General features: G+C 62.8%; 22 protein-coding genes and 1 pseudogene (1 of these 23 running past the window's edge). 15 read left to right on the top strand and 8 right to left on the bottom strand.

Going from position 1 to position 25523, the window contains the following annotated elements:
* Positions 1–8 precede the first annotated feature (8 nt).
* The 11 genes from A2Z13_06605 (at position 9) to A2Z13_06555 (ending at position 11116) form a co-directional block, all read left to right on the top strand.
* Entirely contained in the window at positions 9–1817 is a 1809-nt protein-coding gene (locus A2Z13_06605; GenBank protein ID OGP80398.1) for an indolepyruvate ferredoxin oxidoreductase subunit alpha, read from the top strand.
* Positions 1814–2419, top strand: coding sequence for an indolepyruvate oxidoreductase subunit beta (locus A2Z13_06600; protein OGP80397.1), 606 nt, complete (start codon positions 1814–1816; stop codon positions 2417–2419). The genes A2Z13_06605 and A2Z13_06600 overlap by 4 nt, the downstream gene beginning before the upstream one ends.
* 52 nt (positions 2420–2471) lie before the next feature.
* Positions 2472–3773 carry a phenylacetate--CoA ligase gene (locus A2Z13_06595; GenBank protein ID OGP80396.1) on the top strand — a complete coding sequence of 434 codons (1302 nt, stop codon included), beginning with the start codon at positions 2472–2474 and terminating at the stop codon, positions 3771–3773.
* A gap of 12 nt (positions 3774–3785) precedes the next feature.
* Entirely contained in the window at positions 3786–4217 is a 432-nt protein-coding gene (locus A2Z13_06590) for an amino acid-binding protein (GenBank protein OGP80395.1), read from the top strand.
* 23 nt (positions 4218–4240) lie between these two features.
* On the top strand, positions 4241–5392 hold the full coding sequence (locus tag A2Z13_06585) for a branched-chain amino acid ABC transporter substrate-binding protein (GenBank protein ID OGP80394.1): 1152 nt from the start codon (positions 4241–4243) through the stop codon (positions 5390–5392).
* A gap of 71 nt (positions 5393–5463) precedes the next feature.
* Positions 5464–6354, top strand: coding sequence for an ABC transporter permease (locus A2Z13_06580; GenBank protein OGP80393.1), 891 nt, complete (start codon positions 5464–5466; stop codon positions 6352–6354).
* Positions 6354–7427, top strand: a complete 1074-nt coding sequence (locus tag A2Z13_06575; GenBank protein ID OGP80392.1) for a branched-chain amino acid ABC transporter permease — start codon at positions 6354–6356, stop codon at positions 7425–7427. Before A2Z13_06580 ends, A2Z13_06575 begins: the two co-directional genes overlap by 1 nt.
* Positions 7424–8185, top strand: a complete 762-nt coding sequence (gene livG, locus A2Z13_06570) for a high-affinity branched-chain amino acid ABC transporter ATP-binding protein LivG (protein ID OGP80391.1) — start codon at positions 7424–7426, stop codon at positions 8183–8185. Before A2Z13_06575 ends, livG begins: the two co-directional genes overlap by 4 nt.
* 7 nt (positions 8186–8192) lie before the next feature.
* Complete coding sequence (gene livF, locus A2Z13_06565) at positions 8193–8930, top strand: branched-chain amino acid ABC transporter ATP-binding protein (protein ID OGP80390.1); 738 nt, start codon at positions 8193–8195, stop codon at positions 8928–8930.
* A gap of 17 nt (positions 8931–8947) precedes the next feature.
* Positions 8948–10246 (top strand): phenylacetate--CoA ligase, encoded by a 1299-nt coding sequence (locus A2Z13_06560; GenBank protein ID OGP80410.1) that lies wholly within the window; start codon positions 8948–8950, stop codon positions 10244–10246.
* 39 nt (positions 10247–10285) lie between these two features.
* Positions 10286–11116, top strand: a complete 831-nt coding sequence (locus A2Z13_06555) for a 16S rRNA (cytidine(1402)-2'-O)-methyltransferase (GenBank protein OGP80389.1) — start codon at positions 10286–10288, stop codon at positions 11114–11116.
* A gap of 54 nt (positions 11117–11170) precedes the next feature.
* Here the strand turns inward: A2Z13_06555 and A2Z13_06550 are convergent, their stop codons facing one another.
* From A2Z13_06550 to A2Z13_06515, 8 genes are read right to left on the bottom strand one after another with little or no spacing between them, the layout of a single operon-like run.
* Positions 11171–11476 (bottom strand): hypothetical protein, encoded by a 306-nt coding sequence (locus A2Z13_06550; GenBank protein ID OGP80388.1) that lies wholly within the window; start codon positions 11474–11476, stop codon positions 11171–11173.
* Positions 11477–11534: 58 nt separating this feature from the next.
* Positions 11535–12566 (bottom strand): alcohol dehydrogenase, encoded by a 1032-nt coding sequence (locus A2Z13_06545; protein ID OGP80387.1) that lies wholly within the window; start codon positions 12564–12566, stop codon positions 11535–11537.
* 17 nt (positions 12567–12583) lie between these two features.
* Entirely contained in the window at positions 12584–13975 is a 1392-nt protein-coding gene (locus A2Z13_06540) for a hypothetical protein (protein ID OGP80386.1), read from the bottom strand.
* Between the two features lie 3 nt (positions 13976–13978).
* Positions 13979–14212, bottom strand: coding sequence for a hypothetical protein (locus A2Z13_06535; GenBank protein OGP80385.1), 234 nt, complete (start codon positions 14210–14212; stop codon positions 13979–13981).
* Complete coding sequence (locus A2Z13_06530; GenBank protein ID OGP80384.1) at positions 14213–15217, bottom strand: AmmeMemoRadiSam system radical SAM enzyme; 1005 nt, start codon at positions 15215–15217, stop codon at positions 14213–14215.
* Positions 15195–15476, bottom strand: a complete 282-nt coding sequence (locus A2Z13_06525; protein ID OGP80383.1) for an acylphosphatase — start codon at positions 15474–15476, stop codon at positions 15195–15197. The genes A2Z13_06530 and A2Z13_06525 overlap by 23 nt, the downstream gene beginning before the upstream one ends.
* On the bottom strand, positions 15477–17564 hold the full coding sequence (locus A2Z13_06520) for a hypothetical protein (GenBank protein ID OGP80382.1): 2088 nt from the start codon (positions 17562–17564) through the stop codon (positions 15477–15479). It lies immediately after the preceding gene.
* A 6-nt stretch (positions 17565–17570) separates the two neighbouring features.
* Positions 17571–18758, bottom strand: a complete 1188-nt coding sequence (locus A2Z13_06515; GenBank protein ID OGP80381.1) for a phosphoglycerate kinase — start codon at positions 18756–18758, stop codon at positions 17571–17573.
* Between the two features lie 121 nt (positions 18759–18879).
* On the opposite strand from A2Z13_06515, the gene A2Z13_06510 reads away from it, so the two are divergent.
* The 4 genes and pseudogenes from A2Z13_06510 to A2Z13_06495 all read left to right on the top strand — a co-directional run.
* Entirely contained in the window at positions 18880–20631 is a 1752-nt protein-coding gene (locus A2Z13_06510) for a hypothetical protein (protein ID OGP80380.1), read from the top strand.
* Positions 20628–22100: a hypothetical protein gene (locus A2Z13_06505; GenBank protein OGP80379.1), complete on the top strand. Its 1473-nt coding sequence runs from the start codon at positions 20628–20630 to the stop codon at positions 22098–22100. The genes A2Z13_06510 and A2Z13_06505 overlap by 4 nt, the downstream gene beginning before the upstream one ends.
* The gene (locus A2Z13_06500) at positions 22097–23437 is read left to right on the top strand and encodes a hypothetical protein (GenBank protein OGP80378.1); all 1341 of its coding nucleotides are present in this window, start codon (positions 22097–22099) and stop codon (positions 23435–23437) included. Before A2Z13_06505 ends, A2Z13_06500 begins: the two co-directional genes overlap by 4 nt.
* 273 nt (positions 23438–23710) lie before the next feature.
* Positions 23711–25523: pseudogene (locus A2Z13_06495) on the top strand (dehydrogenase) (it continues 766 nt past the right edge of the window).

Genomic DNA, 25523 nt, shown 5'->3' with positions numbered 1-25523 from the left:
GGAAACCGTTGTCCGTACCGGCAAGACAGCTCATCAAACTTCTGTCCGGAAACGAGGCCATCGCCCGCGGTGCCTTCGAAGCGGGGGTCAAGGTCGCCTCCGCCTATCCCGGGACGCCGAGCACGGAGATCCTGGAGAACCTCGCCCGGTACGAGGGGGTGTACGCGGAGTGGGCCCCCAACGAAAAGGTGGCGGTGGAGGTCGCCCTCGGGGCCTCGATGGCCGGCGCGCGGGCGCTTGCGGCCATGAAGCACGTGGGCGTCAACGTGGCGGCGGACCCGATCTTCACCGCGTCCTACACCGGCGTGCGGGGCGGGTTCGTCATCGTCACCGCGGACGACCCGGAAATGCACTCCTCCCAGAACGAGCAGGACAACCGGCATTACGCGGTGGCGGCCAAGATCCCCATGCTCGAGCCCTCCGACTCGGAGGAGGCAAAGGAGTTCACGAGGATCGCCTTCGCGCTGTCGGAGGAGTTCGACACTCCCGTTTTCCTGCGGACGACGACCCGCATCTCCCACGCCAAGGGAACGGTCCGGCTCGGAGAGGTGGCCGGGGCGGCGTTCCCCCCCGGTTTCGTCCGCGACACGTCCAAGTGGGTCATGCTCCCCCAGAACGCCAGGGCGCGCCACGTTCTCGTGGAAGAGCGGATGCGGGCGCTTGCGGAGTTCGCGGAAACGTTTCCCGGCAACCGGATCGAGTGGGGGGACCGTTCGCTGGGGGTGATCACCGCCGGGGTTTCCTACCAGTACGTCCGGGAGGCGTTTCCCGACGCCTCCGTCCTGAAGCTGGGGATGGCGCATCCCCTGCCTTCACGGCTCATCCGCGAGTTCGCGGCGGGGGTAACGCGGCTCGTGGTCGTTGAGGAGCTCGATCCCCACATCGAGACGCACGTGAAGGCGTTGGGCATACCGGTGCAGGGGAAGGAGCGGATTCCCCTCGTCGGCGAGCTCGACCCCCGGATCGTCCGGGAAGGGATCGCCGGGGGGAGCGCGCCGGTGCATCCACGGGAAGAAGTTCCGTCCCGCCCCCCCAACCTCTGCCCGGGCTGTCCGCACCGCGGGCTGTTTTATGTCCTCACCAAGCTGAAAGTCATCGTTGCGGGGGACATCGGCTGCTACACTCTCGCGGCGCTGCCCCCGCTGGGGGGGATGGACACCTGCGTCTGCATGGGCGCCTCCATCGGGAATGCGTTCGGCATCGAGAAGGCGCTGGGGAAGGCGGCGCTGGGAAAAGTCGTCGCGGTCATCGGAGATTCCACCTTCATCCACTCCGGGATAACAGGGCTCATCGACATCGTCTACAACCGCGGCTTCACCACGGTGATTATCCTGGACAACCGGACCACCGCGATGACGGGCGCCCAGGAGAACCCCGCGACGGGCAGGACGCTGATGGAGGATCCGACCCACCGGCTCGACCTGCCGGGGCTGTGCCGGGCGATCGGCGTCGAGCACGTGTACACGGTCAACCCGCACGACATGGCGCAGACCGAGGCGGTCCTCCGGCGGGAGCTCTCCCGGGAAGCGCCGTCCGTCGTCATCACCGAGGCGCCGTGCGTGCTCCTGCCCGAACACCGGAAGAAAAAGCGCCCGGTCTATGAGGTGATCCCGGACCTGTGCACCGGCTGCAAGGCGTGCGGCAAACTCGGCTGCCCCGCCATCGAGTGGGTGCCGTTCACGACCAAGGAGGCGGTGGCGGCGGGAAAGAAGGCCGCCCAGAAGGGGATGTCCCGGATCCACCCCCTCCTGTGCGACGGCTGCAACCAGTGCCCTCCCCTGTGCAAGTTCAAGGCGATCCTGGAGAAGAAGGATTGAACAAGGCCCGCGCGGGAAACGTCTTTCTTGCGGGCGTCGGCGGGCAGGGGATCCTCCTGGCCTCCGAGGTCCTGTGCGAGGCGTTTCTCCTCTCCGGGTACGACGTGAAGAAGAGCGAGGTCCACGGCATGGCCCAGCGCGGAGGTGCCGTCACCACTCACCTGCGGTTCGGAAAGAAAGTCCACTCCCCGCTCATCGAGCCCGGGACCGCGGACCTGCTGGTCGCCTTCGAAAAGATGGAGGCCCTGCGGTTCGCGCACTACCTGTCCCCGGGCGGCGCGGCGCTCGTCAACGCGCAGGAGATCCTCCCGCCGTCGGTGTCGACGGGCAAGGAGCGCTATCCGTCGCGGATCGAGGAGCGGCTCCGGGAGTTCACGCCGAACCTGTTCGTGGTCGACGCGCTGGCGGCGGCCCTTTCGCTGCACGAGGTGCGGGCGGTCAACATCGTGATGGTGGGCGCGGCTTCCCACTTTTTGCCGCTCGCGGAGGAGGCTTACGTCGAAGCGTTGCGCGCCGCCCTGCCGGCGAAGATCGTAGAGGTGAACATACGGGCGTTCCGCACGGGGCGTGGGATCCTGCCGACGCTCGCGACCGGGCGATAATTCCATCCGGAGGGTCCCTCTTTTCGGGGCGCTCCCGCACGGAGGAGAAGGGATGATCTGGAACGACGAGTTCGAAACGCTGCCGCGCGAAGCGATGGAGGCGCTGCAGGTCAAGCGCCTGCGAGAGCAGGTCGACCGCGTTTATGCCACGGTCCCGTTCTACCGGGCCAAGCTGTCGGAAGCGGGGTTCAAGCCCGGGGACATCCGGAAGCTCTCCGACCTGGCGAAGCTTCCCTTCACCGACAAGAACGACATGAGAGACACCTACCCCTTCGGCATGTTCGCCATACCGATGGAGCGGGTCGTGCGGATCCACGCCTCGTCGGGGACGACGGGCAAGCCCGTGGTGGTCGGGTACACCCGGCGCGACATCGACACCTGGTCGGAGCTCATGGCTCGCACCCTCTGCTGCGGCGGGGCGACCAGCGGGGACGTGGTGCACAACTCCTACGGATACGGTCTGTTCACCGGTGGCCTCGGCGCGCACTACGGCGCCGAGAAGATCGGTGCCACGGTCATCCCGATGTCGGGGGGAAACACCAAGCGCCAGATCATGATCATGCAGGATTTCGGGTCCACGATCCTTTTGTGCACCCCCTCCTACGCGCTGAACATCGCCGAGGTGATGGCGGAGGAGGGGATCGACCCGGGGAAGCTCCGCCTCAAGTGCGGCATGTTCGGCGCCGAGCCGTGGAGCGAGTCGATGCGCAAGGAAATCGAGAAGAAGCTAAAGATCAGCGCGCTCGACATCTACGGCCTCTCCGAGGTCATCGGTCCCGGCGTCTCCTCCGAGTGCCTCGAGGAGAAGCACGGGCTCCACATCTCGGAGGACCATTTCCTTCCGGAGATCATCAATCCCGAAACCGGAAACGCCATGCCTTACGGGGAGACGGGCGAGCTGGTCTTCACCACGGTGACGAAGGAGGCCTTTCCCGTCATCCGATACCGGACGCGGGACATCTCGAAGCTGATCCCCACGCCCTGTTCCTGCGGGAGGACGCTCGTCCGGATGGAAAGGATCTCGGGGCGTACGGACGACATGCTCATCATCCGCGGCGTCAACGTCTTCCCGTCCCAGATCGAGGCGGTGCTGATGGATGTGGAAGGTGTGGAGCCGCACTATCAGCTGATCGTCTCCCGAGAGGGCTCCCTGGATGTCCTCGAGGTCCAGGTGGAGGTCAATGAATCGATCTTCTCCGACGCGATCAAGGGACTGGAGGCGCTGTCCCGCCGGATCGAGCACGACATCAAGGACTTGCTGGGCGTATCGTGCAAGGTGAAGCTCGTCGAGCCGAAGACGATCCAGCGCAGCGAAGGGAAAGCGAAGCGGGTCATCGACAAGCGGAAGATTTAAGGAGGGCATGCGATGAAGGTCGAGCAGATTTCGATTTTCCTGGAGAACAAGTCGGGGCGCCTGGCGGAGGTGACGGGGATCCTCTCGCGGTCGGGCGTCAACATCCGGGCGCTCTCGCTGGCCGACACCGCCGACTTCGGGATCCTGCGCCTGATCGTAAACGACACCAACCGGGCGAAGACGGTCCTGAAGGAGAGCGGGTTCACGGTGGCCAAGACGGAGGTGATTGCCCTGGAGGTGCCCGACAAGCCGGGCGGCCTGGGGAGCATCCTGAAAATCCTGGACGCCGCCGGGATCAACGTGGAATATATGTACGCCTTCGTCCAGAGGTCGGGGGACAACGCGATCATCATCTTCCGGTTCGACGAGCTGGACAAGGCCATCCGGGTGCTTCTCGACGCCGGAGTTCGTATTTTGAGGGGGGAGGAAGTGTACGCGCTGTAAAAAAAAAACAGGGAGGATGGGAGATGACGATGAGAAGGGGAATGGTTTTTGGAATCGTGGCGGTGGTCCTGCTGGCCGCGGGGACGGTTCAGGCGGCGGAGCCGATCAAGATCGGGGCGATTTTATCGATCACCGGCCCGGCGTCGTTCCTGGGGGCGCCTGAGGCGAAGACCCTCGAGATGCTCGTCGAGGAGCAGAACAAGATGGGAGGCGTCAAGGGACACAAGATCGAGCTCATCATCAAGGATTCCGGCGCCAGCCCGGAAAAGGCGTTCTCGTTCGCCAAGCAGCTGATCGAGGAGGACAAGGTGTTCGCGATCATCGGCCCCTCGACGAGCGGCGAGACGATGAAGATCAAGAGCGTCGCCGAGGTGGGGAAGACGATCCTTCTGTCCTGCGCAGCGGCCGAGACGATCGTCAACCCCGTGGCGAAGTACGTGTTCAAGACGCCGCAGAAGGACAGCGACGCGGTCGTCAAGATCTTCCAGCAGATGAAGATGATGAAGATCTCCAAGATCGGCGTCCTGTCGAGCAACACCGGCTTCGGCCAGGCGGGGGAGGCGCAGATCATGAAGCTCGCGCCGGACCACGGCATCAAGGTCGTGGTTAACGAAGTGTATGACAAGGCCGCATCGGACCTCACGGCCGAGGTGACGAAGGTCAAGGCTGCCGGGGTCGAGGCGATCCTGAACTGGTCCATCGAGCCGGCGCAGGCGATCGTGATCAAGAACGCTCGCCAGATCGGGTTCAAGGGCCCCATCTTCCAGAGCCACGGGTTCGGGAACATCAAGTACGTAGAGGCCGCGGGCGAGGCGGCCGAAGGGATGCTTTTCCCCGCCGGCCGGCTGCTCGTTGCGGACGTGCTTCCGAAGAGCAATCCCCAGAAGGCGCTCCTCGTCAAGTACAAGAAGGACTACGAGTCCAGGTACAAGGAGGATGCGAGCACCTTCGGAGGGCATGCCTATGACGCCTTCATCATCCTCGTGAAGGGGATCGAGAAGGCGAAATCCGTCGACAAGGAGGCGGTCCGTTCCGCCATCGAGCAGCTTACGGGCGTCATTGGCACAGGCGGGATCTTCAACTTCTCGGCGACGGACCATAACGGCCTCAACGTCGATGCCTTCGAGATGCTGACGGTAACGAAGGGGAAATTCGACATCCTGAAGCAGAAATAGCCGGAAACGCCGACGTTCCGGTCGGGAGTACCCGCCATAAGCGGGGACTCCCGACCGCTGGATGGAAGGAGATGCACCTGGACTTCTTTTTTCAGTACCTCGTGGCGGGCGTCACCTACGGGACGATCTACGCAATCGTCGCCATCGGGTTCAATATCATCTACAACGCGACCGGCATCATCAATTTCGCGCAGGGCGAGTTCGTCATGCTGGGCGGCATGACCGCCGTCACGCTGAGCCGGTTCCTGCCCCTGCCCGTGGCCATCCTGGGCGCGGTCGCGGTGACGACGGTCATCGGAGCGGTCATCGAGATCACCTTCATCCGGTGGCTCCACCGCCCTTCCGTGCTGCGGATGATCATCATCACCATCGGCATATCGATCCTGATCCGGGAAACCGCCCTGCATGTCTGGGGAGAAAGCGTCCGGGCGCTTCCCTATTTCACCGGCAGCTCTGTGACCTCCATCCACCTCGGAGGAGTGTACATCTCGCCCCAGGTCCTGTGGGTCATCGGCGTCAGCGCCCTCGCGGTGGCGGGGCTTTCCGCCTTCTTCAACTACACGCTCCTGGGCAGGCAGGTGCGCGCATGTTCGGCAAACCGCGACGCCGCGCGCCTGTGCGGCATCAGCGTTAGCAACATGGTAACCCTCTCGTTCATGCTCAGCGCCGCCATCGGCGCCCTCGCAGGCTGCGTCGTGTGCCCCATCACCTACATCCAGTACGACAGCGGGACGCCGTTGGCCATCAAGGGCTTCACCGTCGCCATCCTGGGCGGACTCGGAAACAGCGTGGCCGCCGTGGCCGCGGGCATGATCCTGGGGGTCCTCGAGTCCTTCAGCATATGGTTCCTGCCCGCCGCGTACAAGGAGGCCATCTCGATTTCCCTCCTTCTCATCATCCTGTTCGTCCGGCCGAGCGGCATCTTCGGCAGCGCCGAGGCGGCCCGGCTCAAGGAGTTCTGATGAAGGCGAGAATCCTTCCGGTCGCCGCCTTCGCGGTCTTCATCGTCGTCATCCAACTGGTGACCCATCTCACCGACAGCACCTATCACCTGACGCAGCTGACCATGACCGCCTACTATTCGCTGCTCATCGTCGGCCTGTGCATGCTGATCGGGTACGCGGGCCAGATCTCGCTCGGACACGCCGGATTCTTCGCCATCGGGGGGTATCTGACGGCGTTCCTGACGACCCGTGACCTGTCGCAGCAGAAGGGGAATTTCTTCGTCTCGATGCTTTCGAAGTCGGGGGTGCTCGTTGCTCGTCCCGACCTCTACGGAGGGGACCTCCTGAATGTCCACCCCTGGCTTGCCTGCGCGGTCGCAGTCATCGCGGCGGTTGTCATCGCCTATCTCGTTGGAGGCCCTGTCCTGAAGCTCAAGGGCCACTATCTCGCAATGGCGACCCTCGGATTCGGCATCATCATTTACCGTATTGCCCTGGGAACGGGATTTCTCGGCGCGGCGGACGGGATCTCCGATGTCCCGGGATTCCCCTTGTTGTCGGGGCTGGAAATCACCGGCAAGTCCTCCATGAGGATTCCCAACTACTACCTGGCATGGGGGCTGGTGATCTTGGGAATGGTGCTCCTGCTCAACCTGATCCATTCGAGGGTGGGCAGGGCGCTTTCGTCGATCCACGGAGCCGAGGACGCCGCGGATGCCGTGGGGATCCCGACGGCGCGCTACAAGCTGAACGTCTTCGTGTTGAGCGCGGTCTTCGCCGCCCTGGCAGGCGTTCTCCTCACCCATTACAACGGCGGAATCGGGCCGTCGGAGGCGTCGGTCATGAAGTCGGTGCGATACGTCGCGATCGTAGCGGCCGGCGGCATGGCGAACCTGTGGGGCGCCCTTTCGATGAGCCTCGTGTTGAACTACCTTTCGCTCCGGGGGTATTTCGGGACCTTCGACGACGCCGTCTTCGGCGCGATCCTCATCCTGATCATGCTCTTCGCGCCGGAAGGGCTGCTGCGGCGGCATCTCTTCGGCGACCTGAAGCGGATTTTTTCCGGGAGCTCCGAAGAGGAAGCGCCGTGACCCTCCTTTCGGTCCGGGATGTCAGCAAGCGCTTCGGCGGCCTCCAGGCCGTGGGAGGGGTTTCCTTCGACGTCGCGCGCGGGTCGATCAAGGCGCTGATCGGGCCGAACGGCGCGGGCAAGACGACGCTCTTCAACCTGATCTCCGGGGTCCTGCCGCCCGACAGCGGCAGGATCCTGTTCGACGGGACGGCGGTCCAGGGCCTGCAGCCCTTCGAGATCGCCGCTCTCGGGATGGCGCGCACGTTCCAGCATATCCGGCTCTTCCCCAAGATGACGGTCCTGGAGAACGTCATGGTCGGCCGGCATGTCCACAGCCGGGCGGGGTTCCTCGCCGGCATGCTGAACCTCCCCTTCACGTGGAGCGAGGAGCGGCGAATCCGGGACAGGAGCTTCGAGATCCTGGAACTTCTCGGCATCGCCGACAGCGCGCAGGCGGAAGCGACGAGCCTGGCCTACGGGCAGCAGCGCGTCGTCGAGCTGGGCAGGGCGCTCGCCTGCGAGCCGCAGCTCCTCCTGCTCGATGAGCCCGTGGCCGGACTGAACATGCGGGAAACGATCGACATGGGCAAGCGGATCGCCAAGGTCCGCGACAGGGGGATCACCGTCCTGCTCGTGGAGCACGACATGTCGCTCGTCATGAACATCTCGGATGAGGTCGTGGTGCTCTGCTACGGGGAGAAAATCGCCGAGGACCGTCCCCTTGCCATCCAGAGGAACCGGGAGGTGATCCGGGTGTACCTGGGGGAAGTCCAGTGAGAATCGCATGCTGAGGATCAGGAACGTCGAGTCGGGATACGGCAGGCTGAAAGTGCTGAGAAAGGTCACGATGCACGTCGGGACCGGCGAGATCGTGACGATCATCGGGGCCAACGGCGCCGGGAAGACCACGCTCCTCCGGACCGTTTCGGGACTGCTCCGGGCGCGCTCGGGCGAAATTCTATTTGAGATGCGGGAAATCGGGAAGCTCCCTCCGGAGAAGATCGTTTTTCTCGGCTGCTCGCTCGTCCCAGAAGGACGCCAGCTTTTCGCCCCCATGACCGTCAGGGAGAACATCCTCCTCGGCGCATTCCCGCAATTCCGCAGAAAACAAGGCGAGGCGGTGAGAGACGACATCGAGCGCATCTACGGGATCTTCCCCCTGCTGAGGGAGCGCGAACACCAGCTGGCCGGCACACTTTCGGGCGGCGAGCAGCAGATGCTCGCCATCGCAAGGGCGCTCATGGCCCGTCCGAGGCTCGTCATGATGGATGAGCCATCGATGGGGCTTGCGCCGCTGGTCATGAAAGACATCTTCTCGATCGTCACGAGGCTTCGCGATGAAGGGAACACGGTCCTGCTCGTCGAGCAGAACGCCAGGGCCGCTCTCGGCATTGCCGATCGCGGGTACGTTCTCGATACCGGCAGGATCATCCTGGAAGGGACAGCCGAAAACCTGCTCTCGAATCGCGATGTGCAGCGCGCCTACCTCGGCAGGGATCTGGACGCGGAAGGCAGGATGTGACGGGATCGGAGGCTGCGATGTACTGGGAGCCCGTGCAGGAACGGATGGACAGGGAAGAGCTCGCACAGCTTCAGCTGGAGAGGCTCGAGTCGACGCTGAACAGGGTGTACCGGAACGTCCCCTTCTACCGGAGGAAGTTCGACGAGCTGGGGATCTCGACGGAGGACTTCGGGTCGCTCGACGACCTCCCTCGGCTGCCGTTCACGACGAAGGAGGACCTTCGGCAGAACTACCCTTACGGGCTGTTCGCGGTGCCGATGCGGGAGGTCGTCCGCATCCACGCCTCCTCGGGAACGACGGGGACGTCGACCGTGGTGGGGTACACGCTCAACGACATCAAGACGTGGAGCAACCTCGTGGCCCGCGTCCTCACCGCCGGGGGCGTGACGAAGGACGACGTCGTCCAGATCTCCTTCGGGTACGGCTTGTTCACCGGGGGGTTCGGCCTCCACTACGGGGCGGAGCGGATCGGTGCGTCGGTCATCCCGGCCTCGAGCGGCAACACCGCCCGCCAGATCAAGATCATGATGGACTTCAAGACGACGGCGCTCGTGGGAACTCCCTCCTACGCGATGCTCGTCGCCGAGACGATTCAGGAGATGGGGATCCCGGTCTCCGCGCTTTCCCTCAAGTACGGGCTTTTCGGAGCGGAGCCGTGGTCGGAGGGGATGCGGCAGGAGATCCAGGACAAGCTCGGGATCGTCGCCACCGACAACTACGGGCTGTCGGAGATCCTCGGGCCGGGCGTCTCGGGAGAGTGCCAGGAGCGCCGCGGGTTGCACATCAACGAAGACCACTTTCTCGTGGAGGTGATCCACCCGGAGACGCTTACACCCGTCGCTGCGGGGCAGGCGGGGGAGCTCGTGATCACGACGCTCACCAAGGAAGCGTTCCCGATGATCCGGTACAGGACGCGGGACCTGACCAGTTTCCTGCCGGGGGACTGCCCCTGCGGCCGCACGGGAAGGCTCATGAGCCGCGTGGCGGGGCGCACCGACGACATGCTGATCATCAAGGGGGTGAACGTCTTCCCCTCCCAGATCGAGTCCGTACTCTTCGAGATCGAGGGGACCGAGCCTCACTACCAGATCGTGATCGACCGCAAGAGGGCGATGGACGAGGTCACCGTCCTGGTGGAGGCCGCCGAGTCGATCTTCTTCGACCAGATGCGGAGGCAAAGCGGGATGGTCGAGACGATCCGGAAGCGGCTGGCGCACGAGCTGGGGATCAGCGTGGACGTGAAGCTCGTGGAGAAGAAGACGCTGCAACGGTTCGAGGGGAAGGCGAAACGCGTCATCGACAACAGGAAACTGTGACGGAAGCAGACCGTCGCGGCTTCTCGAAGGAGCGCGAAGATGGGCCAAGGCACCCTGTACATCGTGGCTACCCCGCTCGGGAATTTGGAGGACATCACGCTTCGCGCGATCCGCGTCCTCAAGGAGGCATCGGTCATCGCCTGCGAGGACACGCGGCGGACGGTGAAGCTGCTCAATCGGTACGAGATCCGCACCCCCATGTTCATCTTCCACGACTACAACAAGCTGCGCGCGGGCGCGGTCCTGATGCGAAGGTTGAAAGAGGGGGAGAGCGTCGCGCTGGTCTCCGACGCCGGGACCCCGGCCATCTCCGACCCCGGATACGAGCTGGTGCGGGAAGCGATCACCGTGGGCATCCCGGTCGAGGTGATCCCGGGGCCGTCGGCGCTGATCTCCGCGCTCGTCGTTTCGGGCCTCCCCACCGACCACTTCGCCTTCGAGGGGTTCCTCCCGAACCGGAAGGAGAAGCGGAAGAAAGCGCTGCAGGCCCTCGCGGACGAGACCCGCACGATGATCTTCTACGAATCCCCTCAGCGTGTCGGAGCATTTCTCGCCGAGGCGGCGGAGATCCTCGGCGACCGCAGGGCATGCCTGGTGCGCGAGTTGACGAAGATCCACGAGGAGATCCTCCGCGGGACGCTCGCGGAACTGGCCGCGGAGATCGCCCGCCGGGGGTCGGTCCTCGGGGAGATCACCCTTGTCGTTGGGGGGGCGCAGAAGACGGTGAAGATGTCGGTGGAAGAGATCGTGCAGGCCGCCCTTTCGGACGCCTCCGGCTCCTCGCGGGACTTCGCCCGGGAAATCTCCGAGCGGACAGGCCTCTCCCGCAAGGAAGTGTACGCGGAAATCCTCCGCCAGCGCGCAAAATAAAAGGGCGGCCCTAAGCCCTCAGGCCGCCCCCACGCCTCGAAGCACGTTCCCCATTTAGTTCTTCTTTGCGCTCACCTGCACCAGCAGCGAGTCGGAAACGTGGGTCACCAGTCCGTGGAATTTCGCCTTCGCCTTCTGAAAGGCGGGGTTGGAGAGGATCTTCTCCAGCGCCGCGAGGCTTTCCAGGTCCACCTGGACCAGCCGCTGCGGCGATGAGCCCCCCAGCATGCTCTTATAGGTCCGCACCGACTTCACGCCCGTGAACTTCAGCCAGATGTCCTTTCCCGCGCCCTTCACGTACCTTTCGTATTCGACCGATTTCCCCGGGATCACGTCGAACCGGTACTCGAAAGTGACCATCGCAGGTCCTCCTTTCAGGATGTCTTGGCGGCTAATGTAGCAGGGACCCGCGCGTCCGTCAATCGACCCGGAGCACGATCTTTCCGAACTGCCGCTTCTCCTCCAGCCGTCGCGCGGCTTCCCTCGCCTGCGACAGGGGAAACACGGCATCGATCACGGGGTGCAGGCGTCCTCCGTGGAACATTCGGAGCATGTCGGCGAACTCGCCGTGCGTTCCCATGGTCGAACCGTGCACGCTCAACTGGTTCCAGAAGATCCTGGCGATATCCTCCTCGGGGTTGGGGCCGGTGGTCGCGCCGCAGGTGAGCAGCCGCCCCCCCTTGGCCAGGGAGGCGATGGATTGCTTCCAGGTCGCCCTCCCTACCGAGTCGAGGACGATGTCCACGCCGCGCTTCTCCGTGAACTTCCGGATCTCGCGAGAGAAGTCAGCTTCGGCAGGGTCGATGCCGAAGTCCGCCCCCAGCGTCTTCGCCCGGGAAAGCTTGTCCGCACTGCCCGACGTGACCCATACGGTCAGGCCCAGCATTTTCGCGATCTGCAGCGCGGCGACCGCTACGCCTCCGCCGATGCCGACGACGAGGATGGACTCGCCGGGCTTCGCACGGGCCTTCGTGACGAGCATCCGCCACGCCGTGAGGAAGGTAAGGGGGAACGCCGCCGCCTCCTCCCACGTGAGTCCCGCGGGTTTCGGATAGGCATTGATCTCCGGGGCGACGACGAGCGAAGCGAACGTCCCCGCGATGTGCTCCCCGAGGAGGTGGAAAGTGACGCACAGCGAGTGCTCGCCCTTGAGGCAGAACTCGCAGGTCCCGCAGTGGATCCCGGGATTCAGCACCACCTCGTCGCCGGGCCTCACGCGGGCGACCCCGGGCCCTACCGCCTCGACGACGCCTGCGCCGTCGGACCCCATCACGTGGGGGAGAGTCACGGGGATGCCGGGGATCCCCCTTAGGACGAAGAGGTCGAGGTGGTTCAACGCCCCGGCGCGAATGCGGACCCGCACCTGCCCCGGGCCGGGTGCCGGATCGGGGAGATCTCCGTACTGGATCTTGTCGGGACCGCCGTGCTCGCGGAAAAAGGCGGCTTTCAAGAGTGTCCCCCTCCGGTTTACTCCTCGATGCCGCTGCTCTTCATCAGTTTCTCCAGGGCGGCCAACTCGATATTGAGGAGTGCGGCGGCTTTCTCCTTGTCCCCCTCGGACAAGGCGAGAGCCTGCTTGAGCATCTGTCGGTCGAGGTCTTTTATGGCTTCGCGGATGTCCAGGGGAGGCTTCGCGGGAGGGGAGTCGTCCATCGGGGGCTTGCGCGTGCGCCCGTACAGGATTTCCGTGGGGAGGTCCGCTGCGTCCACCACGCTTCCCTGCCTCTTCCGGGAGGAGATGAGGTTCACCAGCTCGATGAGCTCCTCGACGTTTCCCGGCCAGGAATGCGCCGTCAGGGCCGACAGTGCGGCCTCGCTGAAGCCCCGGAGCGGCTTCTTCCTCTCCCGGTTCGATTCGAAGAGGTAATGATGGAGGAGCAAAGGGATGTCCTCGGTACGTTCCCGAAGAGGGGGGAGGCGGATGAGCCCCGGATGCAGGGCGTCCCGAAGGGTTCGAAGGAATTTCCCGCTCTCCGACAGATCGCCAACGCAGGAGGTGGAGGAGGCCACCAGGCGCACGTCGCTCTCGATCTCCCGGCTGCCACCCACGGGGGATATGGTTTTCGTCGTCAGGAGCCGGAGGATTTTCTCCTGGATCCGCATCCCCACCCTGTCGATATCGGCGAGGTAGAGGGTTCCCCGGCTGGCGAGTTCGGCCTTTCCGGCGCGGGGCAGCATGGCCCGCTGGTAGGCTCCCGGCGCATATCCGAACAATTCGCTCTCCAGCAGCTCCTCCGGGATGCCGGCGCAGGCCACGGGCACGAAGAGGCCGTCGAAACGCGAGCTCTGGTAGTGGATGATTCTCGCGAGAAATCCCCGTCCCGTCCCGTGCTCCCCCTCGATCAGGACGGGTGTGTCCGTGTCCGCCAGCCGCTGGACGCGGGAAACGGCCTCCTGGACGGTCGGGCTGGTGCCGACGACGGCCCCGATCTGGTGCTGGCCGCGCGCTTCGGCTTTGAGGAAGAGGTTCTCGCGCTTCAGCTGGCGCCGGTCGTATGCCTTGTCGACCAGGTGGCGCACCTCCTCCGCCCGGAACGGTTTCATGAGGAAGTGGAACGCGCCCGCTCGCATCGCCTCGATCGCGCTGTCGACGGTGCCGTAGGCCGTCATCAGAACGACTTCGGCGTCGGACTGGATCTTCTTCGCGGTCCGGAGGACCTCGATCCCGTCGGCGTCCGGCATCCTGAGATCGGTGAGGATGACGTCGTACCGCTCCCGCTCGATCTTCTCGATCCCCTCCGTGCCGGAGGACGCCTGGTGCACGTCCCATCCGCCGGGTTGGAAGAGTTCCTTGAGGAAGTTCAGGATCTGCGGTTCGTCGTCGATGACGAGGATCCTTTTGGGCGGAGTCGCTTTCATGACTTATTTTTTTCGCACTGCCCACAGAATGGCTGCTCCCCCTACCACGAGGATGAGAACGAGGGAGGCCACCTCCAGGTCCCTGTACCGGGAACGGCTCATCTTTTCGGCTTTGGAGCGCTCCTCATAGGTAGCCGCTCCGCGGTGGGTGTTGTCCGGCGCCCCCTGGAGCATCGGGGGGGCCCATAGAGCGATGCACAACAGAAGGGCGAGAAACGCGCTTCTCATTGGGGTCATTTATACCACGAAACGAAGCTTCGCTGTGCAAGAGGCGCACCGGTTTCCCACGAGGCCGATCGGGGAGGTCCGGTAGCCCAGACGGCGGACGACGGTCGCGCCGCAACGGGGGCACCGCGTATCCTCGCTTCCGGCCAGGTGGTAATTTCCCACGTAAACGTAGGAAAGCTTCTCCCGGCCGATCCGGTGTGCCGTCTCGAGCCGGGAGGGGGGTGTCGGCGGCGCGGTGAACCGGTGCTGGGGGAAATAGCGGGAAAAGTGAAGCGGGATCTCCGGGTCCGTGCCGGCAACGAAGTCGACCACCTTCCGGATCGCGTCGTCCGAATCGTTCTCCCCCGTGACCAGCAGGGCCGTGATCTCGACGTGGACGCTTCGCGAGGCCGTCCGGATCGTGTCGAGAACGGGCGCCAGGTTTCCCGCACATACCTTCCGGTAAAAATCGGGGTCCATCGACTTGAGATCGATGTTCATCGCGTCCACCAGCGGGAGAAGCTCCCCCAGCGGCTCCGGGGAAACGTGGCCGTTCGTCACCAGCACGTTGGCCATGCCGGCCTTACGGAATTCCCGGGCGCAGTCCATCACGAATTCGAACCAGATCAGCGGTTCGTTGTAAGTATAGGCGATCCCGACGGACCCCGATTCCCTGGCGGCGCGGACGAGCTCCGGGATCCCGGCCGGCGAAAGCGATGCCTGCCCCAGGACGAGGTGCCAGTTCTGGCAGAACCCGCAGCGGAAGTTGCAGCCGATGGACCCCACGGAAAGGATCTCCGTCCCCGGGTGGAAGTGGAAGAGGGGCTTCTTCTCGATCGGATCCAGTTGAACCGCCGACACCCTGCCGTAAGTGAGGGCGAATAGCGTTCCCTCCCGGTTTTCCCGTATTTGGCAGATCCCCCGCTTGCCGTCGGCGATCAGGCACCCGTGGGGGCACAGCTCGCAACGGACGGCTTCCCCCTCGGGATGCCAATAGTCCGCGACTCTGGGTTCAGCGGCGGACGAGGAACCCATTCCAGACCTCCGACGGGGGCCGCCATTCGATATCGGTCTCCTCCACGTATGCCCCCGGCGGCCCTTCGCGCATGAAGGCGACGACCTTCTCCACGGCGCCCCGGTCCCCTTGCAGCACCGCTTCCACCCGGCCGTCGGGGAGATTCCGGACGAACCCGCGGACCCCGTAACGAACGGCCACGTCCCGCGTCGACGCGCGGAAGAAGACCCCCTGGACCCTTCCCGAGACGACCACGCGGGCCTCCGAAGTCTCCTTCATCTACCGCTCCTTCTCCCCGGCCATTCCCAGAAACTCCTCCTCGGTGATCACCCGTATGCCCATCTTCGGGGCCTTGGCGAGCTTGGACCCCGGATCGGTGCCCGCCACCAGGAAATCGACCTTGAGGCTTAAGCCCCCGGCGACCGTACCGCCCGCCTTCCGGACCATCTCCTGCGCTTTCGCTCTGGGGATGCCCAGCGCTCCCGTGAAAAGAACCGTTTTGCCGGCAAGCTTCCCTTCACGGGGCGGCTCGGGCCGAATCTTTATTTTCGCCCTCTCGAGGAGATGTTCGACGATGCGCCCGCCTTCCGTCGAGGAAAAGAATGCCGAAATGCTCTGCGCCACCTCCGGCCCGATCTCGTGCACCTCGGAAAGCTCCTCGACCGTCGCCTCGCGGATCGCGTCCAGCGACCCGAAGTGCCGTGCCAGCACCTCGGAGAGATGCTCTCCCACGTGCGGGATCCCGAGGCCGTAAAGAAAACGGGAGAGGGTCGGCGTCCGGCTCTTTTTGACGGCGCGAACGAGGTTGCCCGCGGATTTCTCCCCGAGGCGCTCCATGCCGGCAAGCGTCCGGGCGTCCAGTTCGTACAGGTCGGCCGGCTCGGTGACCAGTCCCTCGTCCACCAGCATCGAGATGATCTTCCCTCCCATCCCCTCGATGTCCATCGCGTTCTTGGAAACGAAGTGGCGCAACGCCTCCTTGCGCTTTCCCACGCATCCCTGTCCGGTACAGCGGTGCGCGGCCTCCCCGGGGACCCGTTCAACGGGAGAAGAGCAGATCGGGCAGCGGTCGGGCATGCGGAACGGCTCCGCGCGCTCCGCTTCCTTCCGCTTGGCCGAGAGGGATTCCACGATTTCGGGAATGACGTCCCCGGCGCGCTGGACAACAACCCGGTCCCCGGTGCGGATGTCCTTCTCGTCGATGAAGTCCTGGTTGTGGAGGGTGGCCCTGCGGACCGTCACCCCCCGGACGACGACGGGCGCGAGGTTCGCGACGGGGGTCAGCGTGCCCGTGCGGCCGACGCTGACCACGATGGCCTCGACCGTCGTCTCGGCGCGGTCCGGGGAAAACTTCGCGGCGATCGCCCAACGGGGGGACCGCGAAATCTCGCCGAGCTCCCGCTGGAGCTCGACCGCGTCGACCTTGACGACGATCCCGTCGATCTCGTAGGGAAGGGCGTCTTTCCTGCCTTCCACCTCCCGGTAAAACGTAAGGACCTCGTCGATGTTGCGGCATGCCCGGCTGTACTCCGTGTTGACCGGGAAGCCCCATCCCTTGAGGCTCTCGAGCTCCTCCCAGTGGCGCGTGAAGAAAGATTCCCCGGGTTTCGACAGGTCCTGCCCCGTGCCGTAGACCCAAAGACGGAGCCGGCGGCTCGCGGTGACCCGTGGATCGAGCTGTCGGACGGAGCCGGCGGCCGCGTTGCGCGGATTGGCGAAGACGGACTCTCCCAGGCGCTCCCGCCCCCGGTTCAGATCCCGGAATTCGGCCTTCGTCATGTAGACCTCGCCGCGCACCGAGAGGTGCGCGGGCGGAGCCGGTGCGTTTCCGCCGCGTTCGCGATGCGCCCCCTTCCCGGGGAGGGACAGCGGGATCTCCGGGAGGGTCCTCAGGTTGGCGGTGACGTCCTCCCCGCGGACCCCGTCGCCCCGCGTCGCCCCGCGGGCGTAGGTGCCGTTTTCGAAGATGAGTTCGACGGCGAGTCCGTCGATTTTAACCTCGGCCACATATCCTTGGGCGTCGAGGATCGCTTCCAGGCCGTGTCCCAACCCCCGCAGGAACCGACGGGTACGGGCGTCGAACTCGACCATCTCTTCTTCGCTGAAGGCGTTCTGGAGGGAGAGCATCGGGTTCTCCCGCACGACCGTGCCGAACGCCTCGACGGGCTCGGCCCCCACACGCAGGGTGGGGGAATCGGGGTCGAAGAACCCCGGATGGACGCGCTCAAGTTCCTGGAGCTCGCGAAACAGGGCGTCGTATTCCGCGTCGGAGATTTCCGGGGCATCCTCCCGGTAGTAGCGGTCGTTGTGGTAGCGGATGAGCCGCCGGAGCTCCTCGATGCGGGACTTCGGGGACGGGCGAGGCACGATATCCTAAGTTTCCTCCAGCGCGGCGATCCCCGGCAGCCGCTTCCCCTCGAGCAGTTCGAGGAATGCCCCCCCGCCGGTGGAGACGTAGGACATCCGCGAGAAGAGCCCCGCCTTGTGGAGGGCCGTGTCGGTGTCCCCTCCCCCGACGATGGTGATCGCGTCGCTCTCCGCGAGCGCCCGCATCATCGAGTAGGTCCCGTTGGCGAACGGCGCCATCTCGAACGCGCCCAGGGGCCCGTTCCATACGATCGTCTTTGCCCCCTGCAGGGCCTCCCTGAAGAGGAGGGAGGTCGCCGGCCCCACGTCCGCCGCCGTCCAGCCCGCGGGGATCTCCGGCACGGGGACGGCTTTCGTTGCGGCGGACGCCTCGAACCGGTCGGCCACCACGACGTCCACCGGGAGGTACAGCTTGACCTTGCGGCCCGCGGCGTTGGCGAGCACCTGCCTCGCCGTGTCCACCATCTCGGCCTCATAGAGGGATGTTCCCACCTCGTACCCCTGCGCCGCAAAGAACGTGTTGGCCATCGCCCCGCCGATGAGGATCTTGTCCACCTTGCCCAGCACGTTGTTGATCGCCTCGATCTTCCCCGAGATCTTGGCCCCCCCGAAGACCGCGACGAGCGGCCGCGCGGGATCGACGAGCGCCTTCTCGAAATAGGCGATCTCGTTCTTCATCAGCAGCCCCGCGGCCTTCTCCTTCACGAACCGGGTGATCGCGACGTTGGAGGAGTGGCCCCGGTGCGCGGTGGCGAAGGCGTCGTTGACGTAGACGTCGCACAGGGCGGCGAGTTTTTTGCCGAAGGCCTCGTCGTTCTTCTCCTCCTCGGCATGGAATCGGACGTTCTCCAGCAGGACGACATCCCCCGGGCGCATCGCCGCAACCGCCTTCTCCGCGATCTCGCCGACGCAGTCGGGGACGAAGGGGACCTCCTTGCCCAGGAGCGCGGAGAGCCGCTTCGCGGCGGGAGCGAGGCTCATCTCCGGCACCTTCTTTCCCTTCGGGCGGCCCAGGTGGGAGAGCAGGATCGTCTTCCCGCCGTGCGTCACGGCGTGCCGGACGGTGGGGATCGCCGCCTGGATCCTCGTGTCGTCGGTAATGTTCCCCGCCTTGTCCAGCGGCACGTTGAAATCGACGCGGATCAGCACCCGCTTCCCGGAAAGATCCAGCTGGTCGATGGTGCGGTTCTTCATCGCTTTTCCCTCCGCGGAGGAATTTCTTGGTGAAGTGTACCAAAATCCGGTGCGGGATTCACGCGCCCGCTGGGGTGCCGGCTTAGAAACCCGCCTTGGAAGATGATAGAATTCAAAAATTATGGGTTTCCTACCCCATGGGCTGTCGCGGTGGGTCATTGCCCGGGGCATCCCGGTCCTCTTCGGAAGCGTTGTTTTTTTTCTTGCCCTTCTCCCCGCCTCCGCCCTCGTTGCACCCCTCCAGTCCGCCGCACCGCAGGAACCGATCCGGATCGGCGTGTCGTCGATGATCACGCCGGTCGACACGGTCAAATATTACCAGGACATCATCGAATACATCGGCAGCCAGATCGGACAACCCGTCCAGATGGTCCACCGGAGGACCTATGACGAGATGGACGGACTCCTCGAGCGGGGCGAGGTGAAAATCGCGTTTATCTGTTCCGCTCCCTATGTGAAGGATCGCGAGAAGTTCGGTGTTGAACTCCTTGCAGCACCGAGCGTGGACGGAAATCCAAAATATCACTCCTACATCATCGTTCATAACGACAGTCTCCTGAAGGCCTTTCCGGAGCTGAAGGGAAAGACGTTCGCTTTTATGGACCCGAAATCCAACAGCGGCAAGATCTATCCCACCTATCTGCTGAAGACGATGGGAACCGATCCGGAAAGGTTTTTCGGGAGGTTTCTCTACAGTTACAGTCACAATAAATCGGTTGAGATGGTCGCAAAGAAAATCGTGGACGGAGCGGCAGTGGATAGCATCGTGTACGAGTATATGCGGAAGACCGGCTCTCCCTACGCCAGGCAGACAAAGATCATCAAACGTTCTCCTCCCTACGGGACCCCTCCGGTGGTTGCGGTCCGGGATCTCGATCCCGTGCTCAAAAGGGAGGTGAAAGCCGCTTTTCTGAACATGCGGAAGACACCAAGGGGAAAAGCGATTCTCGATGCCATGATGATCGACGGATTTGTCGAGGTCCCCGACAGGGACTATGACGGAATACGGACAATGGACCGGGCCATCGCCGGTAGTTCGACGGTTGCGAAGAAAGCCAGGAAAGACCAAACCGTGCGCGTCGGCGTAATCCCCCGGGACAATCCCAGGATCCTGTACGAGAAGTATCAGCCTCTTCTCGATTACCTTTCGATGAAGACGCCTTACTCCTATGAACTCGTGCTGAAGAAGAACTATGAGGAGACGGTGAACGCCCTGGCGAGCGGGGAGACGGATGTCGCTCTTCTGGGACCGTTGACCTACCTCGAGGCCCGCGCGAGATTTGGCGCCATCTGCATCCTGAAACCCAGGGGCGCTGACGGTAACGCGACATTCAGGAGCGTGATCGTCAAGAAGAAGAGCGATCCGCAGATAAGTCCTGCTGGCCTCAAGGGGAAGAGCATCGCCTTTGCCTCGTCCAAATCGACGTCCGGGAACCTTGTCCCCCGCTATCTCCTTGCAAACTCCGGGATCCATCTGAACGACCTGAAGGGATATGCCAATTTCGATTATCACGATTCCGTGGTGAAGGCGGTTCTCAAAGGACAGTACGACGCGGGGGCCGTGCGAGACTCGGTGGCAAGGAAATATTCGAAGCTCGGCATAGAGACGATTGCCGAGTCCGAGGCCATTCCCATGGGACCCCTCGTTGTTGCGCCGGGAATCCCCCTTTCGGTCGTGGAAAGCATAAAGAGAGCGCTTCTCGAGTTGAACCCTTCGGATGACAACGGACAAAAGATATTGAGGCGCCTGGATGAAGACTTCAGGAACGGGTTTACCGAGGCATCGGACAAGGACTACGAAAACATCCGTTCGCAGATCAATGCCGTCCCGCAGACCTGCGGCAGGGGATGCCATCCGAAGATACGACGATGACCCGGCTGATCGATTATTTTTCGAGGAAGGGCCTCCAGTTTCAATTCATCCTCGTCACGACGTGCGCGATTATCGTGATGATGAGCGTTCTCGGCTATCTGGCCGTCGAAAGGGAAAAGAGCATTTTGTATGCGGAGGTGGAAAAACAGGGCCGTCTCCTCGGCGAGACGCTTGCGATACCGATCATCAATGACCTGATCTACGAAAAACTCGGGCTCGTGGAAGAAGGCGGACTTCTTGATAATTATCTTATGGAGATCTTCAACCGGCAGGACGCGGACCTGCTGTATGTGGCGATTCTGGATGAAGAGGGCAGGGTGATTTCCCACAACGATATCACCGAATACGGGAAACGATATGCGGATCGGCTGACGAAAAAGATCCTCGCCGAGGAACGGACCACCGTACAGCGTTTTTCAAGTGCCGGACACAATGCCCTGGACTTCGGCGTTCCTCTCTCGATCGGAAAGAAAAGGTGGGGGACCTTGAAATTCGGGATATCCCTCGAGAAGGTCGAGCGTGAAATCCTCGTCACCGTGAAAAGGATCGTGGTTTTGACGATCGTACTTCTCTTTGCGGGCTTCGCGATCATCGTGCTCCTGAGCAGGAGGTTCATCAGCCCCATCACCCAGCTCGCCAATGCGATGGAGCGGGCGCACGGGGATACCCTCGACCTGAAGGTCGATGTCAAGGGGCACGACGAGCTCGCGGTCCTTGGCGAGCGGTTCAACAGCATGATAGAGAGGATCCGGCAGGCGAACGAAGAGCTGAAGAAGACTCATGAAAAAATGGTCCAGTCGGAGAAGCTCGCCTCCATGGGCGTTCTGACCGCGGGGGTTGCCCACGAGATCAACAATCCCCTGGGCGGCATCTTCAATTGCCTCCAGATCCTGAAACAGAACAGCGAAGATCCCAAACTGAGGGAGAAATACCTCGATCTCGTCAGGGAGGGAATGGACCGGATCGAGTTGACGGTGAGCAAGCTCCTCTGGATGTCCCGGAAGACGGAGGGTGCTCCCGTTGAAGTTACCATAAGAAATGCCGTCGAGAGCGCGTACTCCTTCCTGAAGTACAAGATCCGGGACGGCGGGCTCATCTTCAGAAACGAAGTTCCCGAAGACCTGCGCTTCCTCTTCGATGTGCACGATCTTCAGCAGCTTCTTCTCAACCTCTTCATCAATGCGGTCCACGCCATGGAATCGGAAGGGGTACTGACGGTGAGGGCCGCCAGGCAGGACTCGACCGTCGCCATCGAGGTCATCGACACCGGGTGCGGCATCCCCCCGGAGAATATCGGCAGGGTCTTCGACCCGTTCTTCACGACCAAGCCCACCGGGGAAGGGACCGGCCTCGGCCTCTGGTTGACCTATGAAATCGTCCGGAATTACGATGGCGAGATCGCCGTCGAGAGCGAAACAGGAAAGGGCAGCCGATTCATCATGCGTTTCTCCGCAGGTCGGCCGGCATGAAAGAAACCGTCCTTCTCATAGAGGATGAGAAGATCATGCGCGTAACCCTTGAAGACGCGCTGAGAGCGGCGGGATACGAGGTCCTGTCTTTCTCCACGGGCACGGCCGGCCTGAATGCCATCAACAACGCATCGTGCGATGTCGTGATCACCGACGTGAGGCTTCCCGACATGGACGGTTTCGACATCGTCAGGGAAATCACGAGACAGGGGAACGTGCAGGTTATCGTGATGACCGCATACGGAACCATAAAGGACGCCGTGGAGGCGATGAAGCTCGGAGCCTTCGATTACATCACCAAGCCTTTTACCCTCGATGCATTCCTTCTGCTCATCGAAAGGGCGCTCGAACTGAAGAGACTGAAGGAAGAAAACATCAGGCTCCGGAAAGACCTCAATACCTACTACCGGGCACCCAACATCATCGGCGAGAGCGATGGGATGAAAAGGGTTTTCTCCCTTATCGAAAAAGTCTCCGATTCCCCTTCGACCGTTCTGATCCTTGGCGAAAGCGGGACAGGCAAGGAGATCGTCGCCACGTCCATACACTATCGGAGCGGGAGAAAGAACAAGCCTCTGATCAAGGTCAACTGTTCGACGCTTCCCGAAGGGCTTATCGAGAGCGAGCTGTTCGGCCATGAAAGGGGAGCGTTCACGGGGGCGATAAAAAGAAGACCCGGCAGGTTCGAGCTTGCCGACGGCGGCACCATTTTTCTCGACGAGGTCGGGGATCTCCCCCCGTCGACCCAGGCCAAGATCCTCAGGGTCATGCAGGAGAGGCAATTCGAAAGGATCGGCGGAACGGAAACATTGACCGTCGACGTGCGGGTGATCGCCGCAACCAACAGGAACCTCGAAGAAGAGGTCAAGGCCGGACGCTTCCGGGAAGACCTGTATTACAGGCTGAATGTCATACCGATCGTCCTACCCCCGCTGAGAGAGCGAAAGGAGGATCTTCCAAGTCTGATCGAATTTTTCATGGACAGATACAGAAAAAGTTTTTCAAAGAATGTCAAGCTCTCGAAAGAGGCGGCCGACATGCTTCTGAATTATGATTATCCCGGCAATGTCAGGGAACTTGAAAACACGATCGAGCGGTGTGTAACTCTGGCGACGACGGAGAGGATCGGTAAAGATGACATGCCTCCGGCGGTCATGATGGGACAGCAGGCGCCGAGGAACCTTCTGCTTTCGCATGTCGCCGCCGACGCGGAGAGGAACCATATAATCAGCGTGCTGAGAGCGACGCAAGGCGGCAAGACGAAAGCCGCCGAAATCCTGGGCATCAGCAGAAAAACCCTCTGGGAAAAGATAAACGCCTACGGAATCAATAAATGACGCAATCACCGTATTCAAGATGTTACGATAATGCAACAAGGTATCCTGCTGAAGAAACAATGGATATAGAGTATAGAATCAACCACTTGGTATCACCTTCCCTGAACGACGTTTCCTCCGAGTAACGTTTGGCGATGTTCGATCCTATAAAAAACGGTGGGTTATCGATGGCATGGGAATTGATTGTAGTAACCTGGTTTTATACCGCGTTTCCGTTACTGCTTGTTTGATGCCGATAAAACGGATTCCAAATCTTGACCCTGGAGGTGGAGGATGAAAATCAGCCGAAGAGATTTTCTGAAGGTCACGGCGGCGACAGGCGCCATGGCGGCGGTGGGCATGCCTGCGCTTAATGCCTTTGCAGCGGGTGCAAAGCCGAAGCTGCTCGGCGAGTACCCGGGAGCGTGGTTGCCCTCCACGTGCCAGGGCTGCACCGCCTGGTGTCCGGTGGAGTTTTTCGTACAGGAGGAGCGGGTCGTCAAGGTGCGGGGCAACCGGTATTCCAAGGCCAACGGAGGCTTTGTCTGTCCCCGCGGTCACATGATGACCCAGCAGATGTACGACCCCGACCGGGTCAAGGTGCCCATGAAGCGGACCAACCCGCAGAAAGGGCGCGGCATCGACCCGAAGTTCGTCCCCGTCACCTGGGACGAGGCGCTGGACACCCTCGCCGACAAGATGATGGAACTGCGCAAGGCGAACGAGCCGGAGAAGTTGATGTACATGCGGGGCCGCTACTCTCCCACCTCCACCGACCTGCTTTACGGAACCGTTCCCAAGATCTTCGGCACCCCCAACTACTTCTCCCACAGCGCCATCTGCGCCGAGGCCGAGAAGATGGGCTCCGGCTACACACAGGGTTTTTTCGGCTACCGCGACTACGACCTGGCCAAGACGAAGTGCCTGGTGGTCTGGGGGTGCGACCCCTTGAGTTCCAACCGCCAAGTGCCAAACACCATCGGCAAGTTCGGCCAGATCCTGGACCGCGGCACCGTCATCGCGGTCGACCCCCGTCTCTCCGCCTCGGCCGCCAAGGCCAACGAGTGGCTGCCGATCAAACCGGGGGAAGACGGCGCCCTCGCCGCCGCCCTCGCACACGTCATCATGACGGAAGGGATGTGGAGCAAGGAGTTCGTCGGCGACTTCAAGGACGGCAAGAACCTCTTCAAGGCCGGCGCTGCGGTCGACGAGGCCGCCTTTGTCGAGAAACAGACCCATGGTGTGGTGAGGTGGTGGAATCTGGAGCTGAAGGACAAGACCCCTGCCTGGGCCGCCAAGAAAACCCTGATCCCGGAGGATCAGACCGTCCGCGTGGCCCGCGCCATGGGAAAGGCCGGATCCGCCACAGCCGTCTGGATGGGCCCCGGCGTGGCGATGACGCCCCGCGGCACCTACGCCGCCATGGCGGTATACGCTCTGAACGGCATCCTGGGCTCCATCGAGACCGAGGGAGGCGTCTTCCAGAGCTCCGGCTCTCCGACCGAGAAGTTCCCTTCCGCGGATAAATTTGTCGACGAGCTTGCCCAGAAGTCCGGCAAGGGGAAGAAGCTGGACGGCCGCGGCGCCAAGGACATGCCGGCCATGATGAGCGGGAAGCCCGGCAGCGGCGTAGTCACCAACAACGTGGCCAACGGTATGTTAAAGAATCCGGACGCCATCAAGGTCTTCATCAGTTCCTGGAGCAATTTCAACTTCTCCTGCACCGGGGCTGACCGCTGGGACAAAGCCATGGCCAAGGTTCCCTTCTTCGTTCACATGGTCACCAACGCCTCGGAGATGACCCAGTTCGCCGACATCGTGCTGCCGGCGACCTTTGCTCCCACCGAGAAGCTCTCGATCATCACCAACATGGCCAACCTGCACGGCCACGTATCGATCCAGCAGCCGGTGGGCAAGACTCTCTGGCAGGTGAAGGCCGAGGAGACCGAGGTGATGTGGCTTTTGGCCGAAAAGCTGAAGGCCAAAGGCTTTGCCAACCTGTACGACTACTATGCCTCGTTCGAGGATCCGGAAACAAAGAAAAAGCCCGCCAATGCCGGGGAGTTCGCCGAGATCGCGGCGAAGATCTCCTCGCAACAGGTCTGGA

Source organism: Deltaproteobacteria bacterium RBG_16_64_85 (assembly GCA_001798885.1).
Lineage (GTDB): Bacteria > Desulfobacterota > Deferrimicrobia > Deferrimicrobiales > Deferrimicrobiaceae > FEB-35.
The sequence above is the reverse complement of the archived record's forward strand: the minus strand, read 5'-3'. Positions and strand labels throughout refer to the sequence as shown.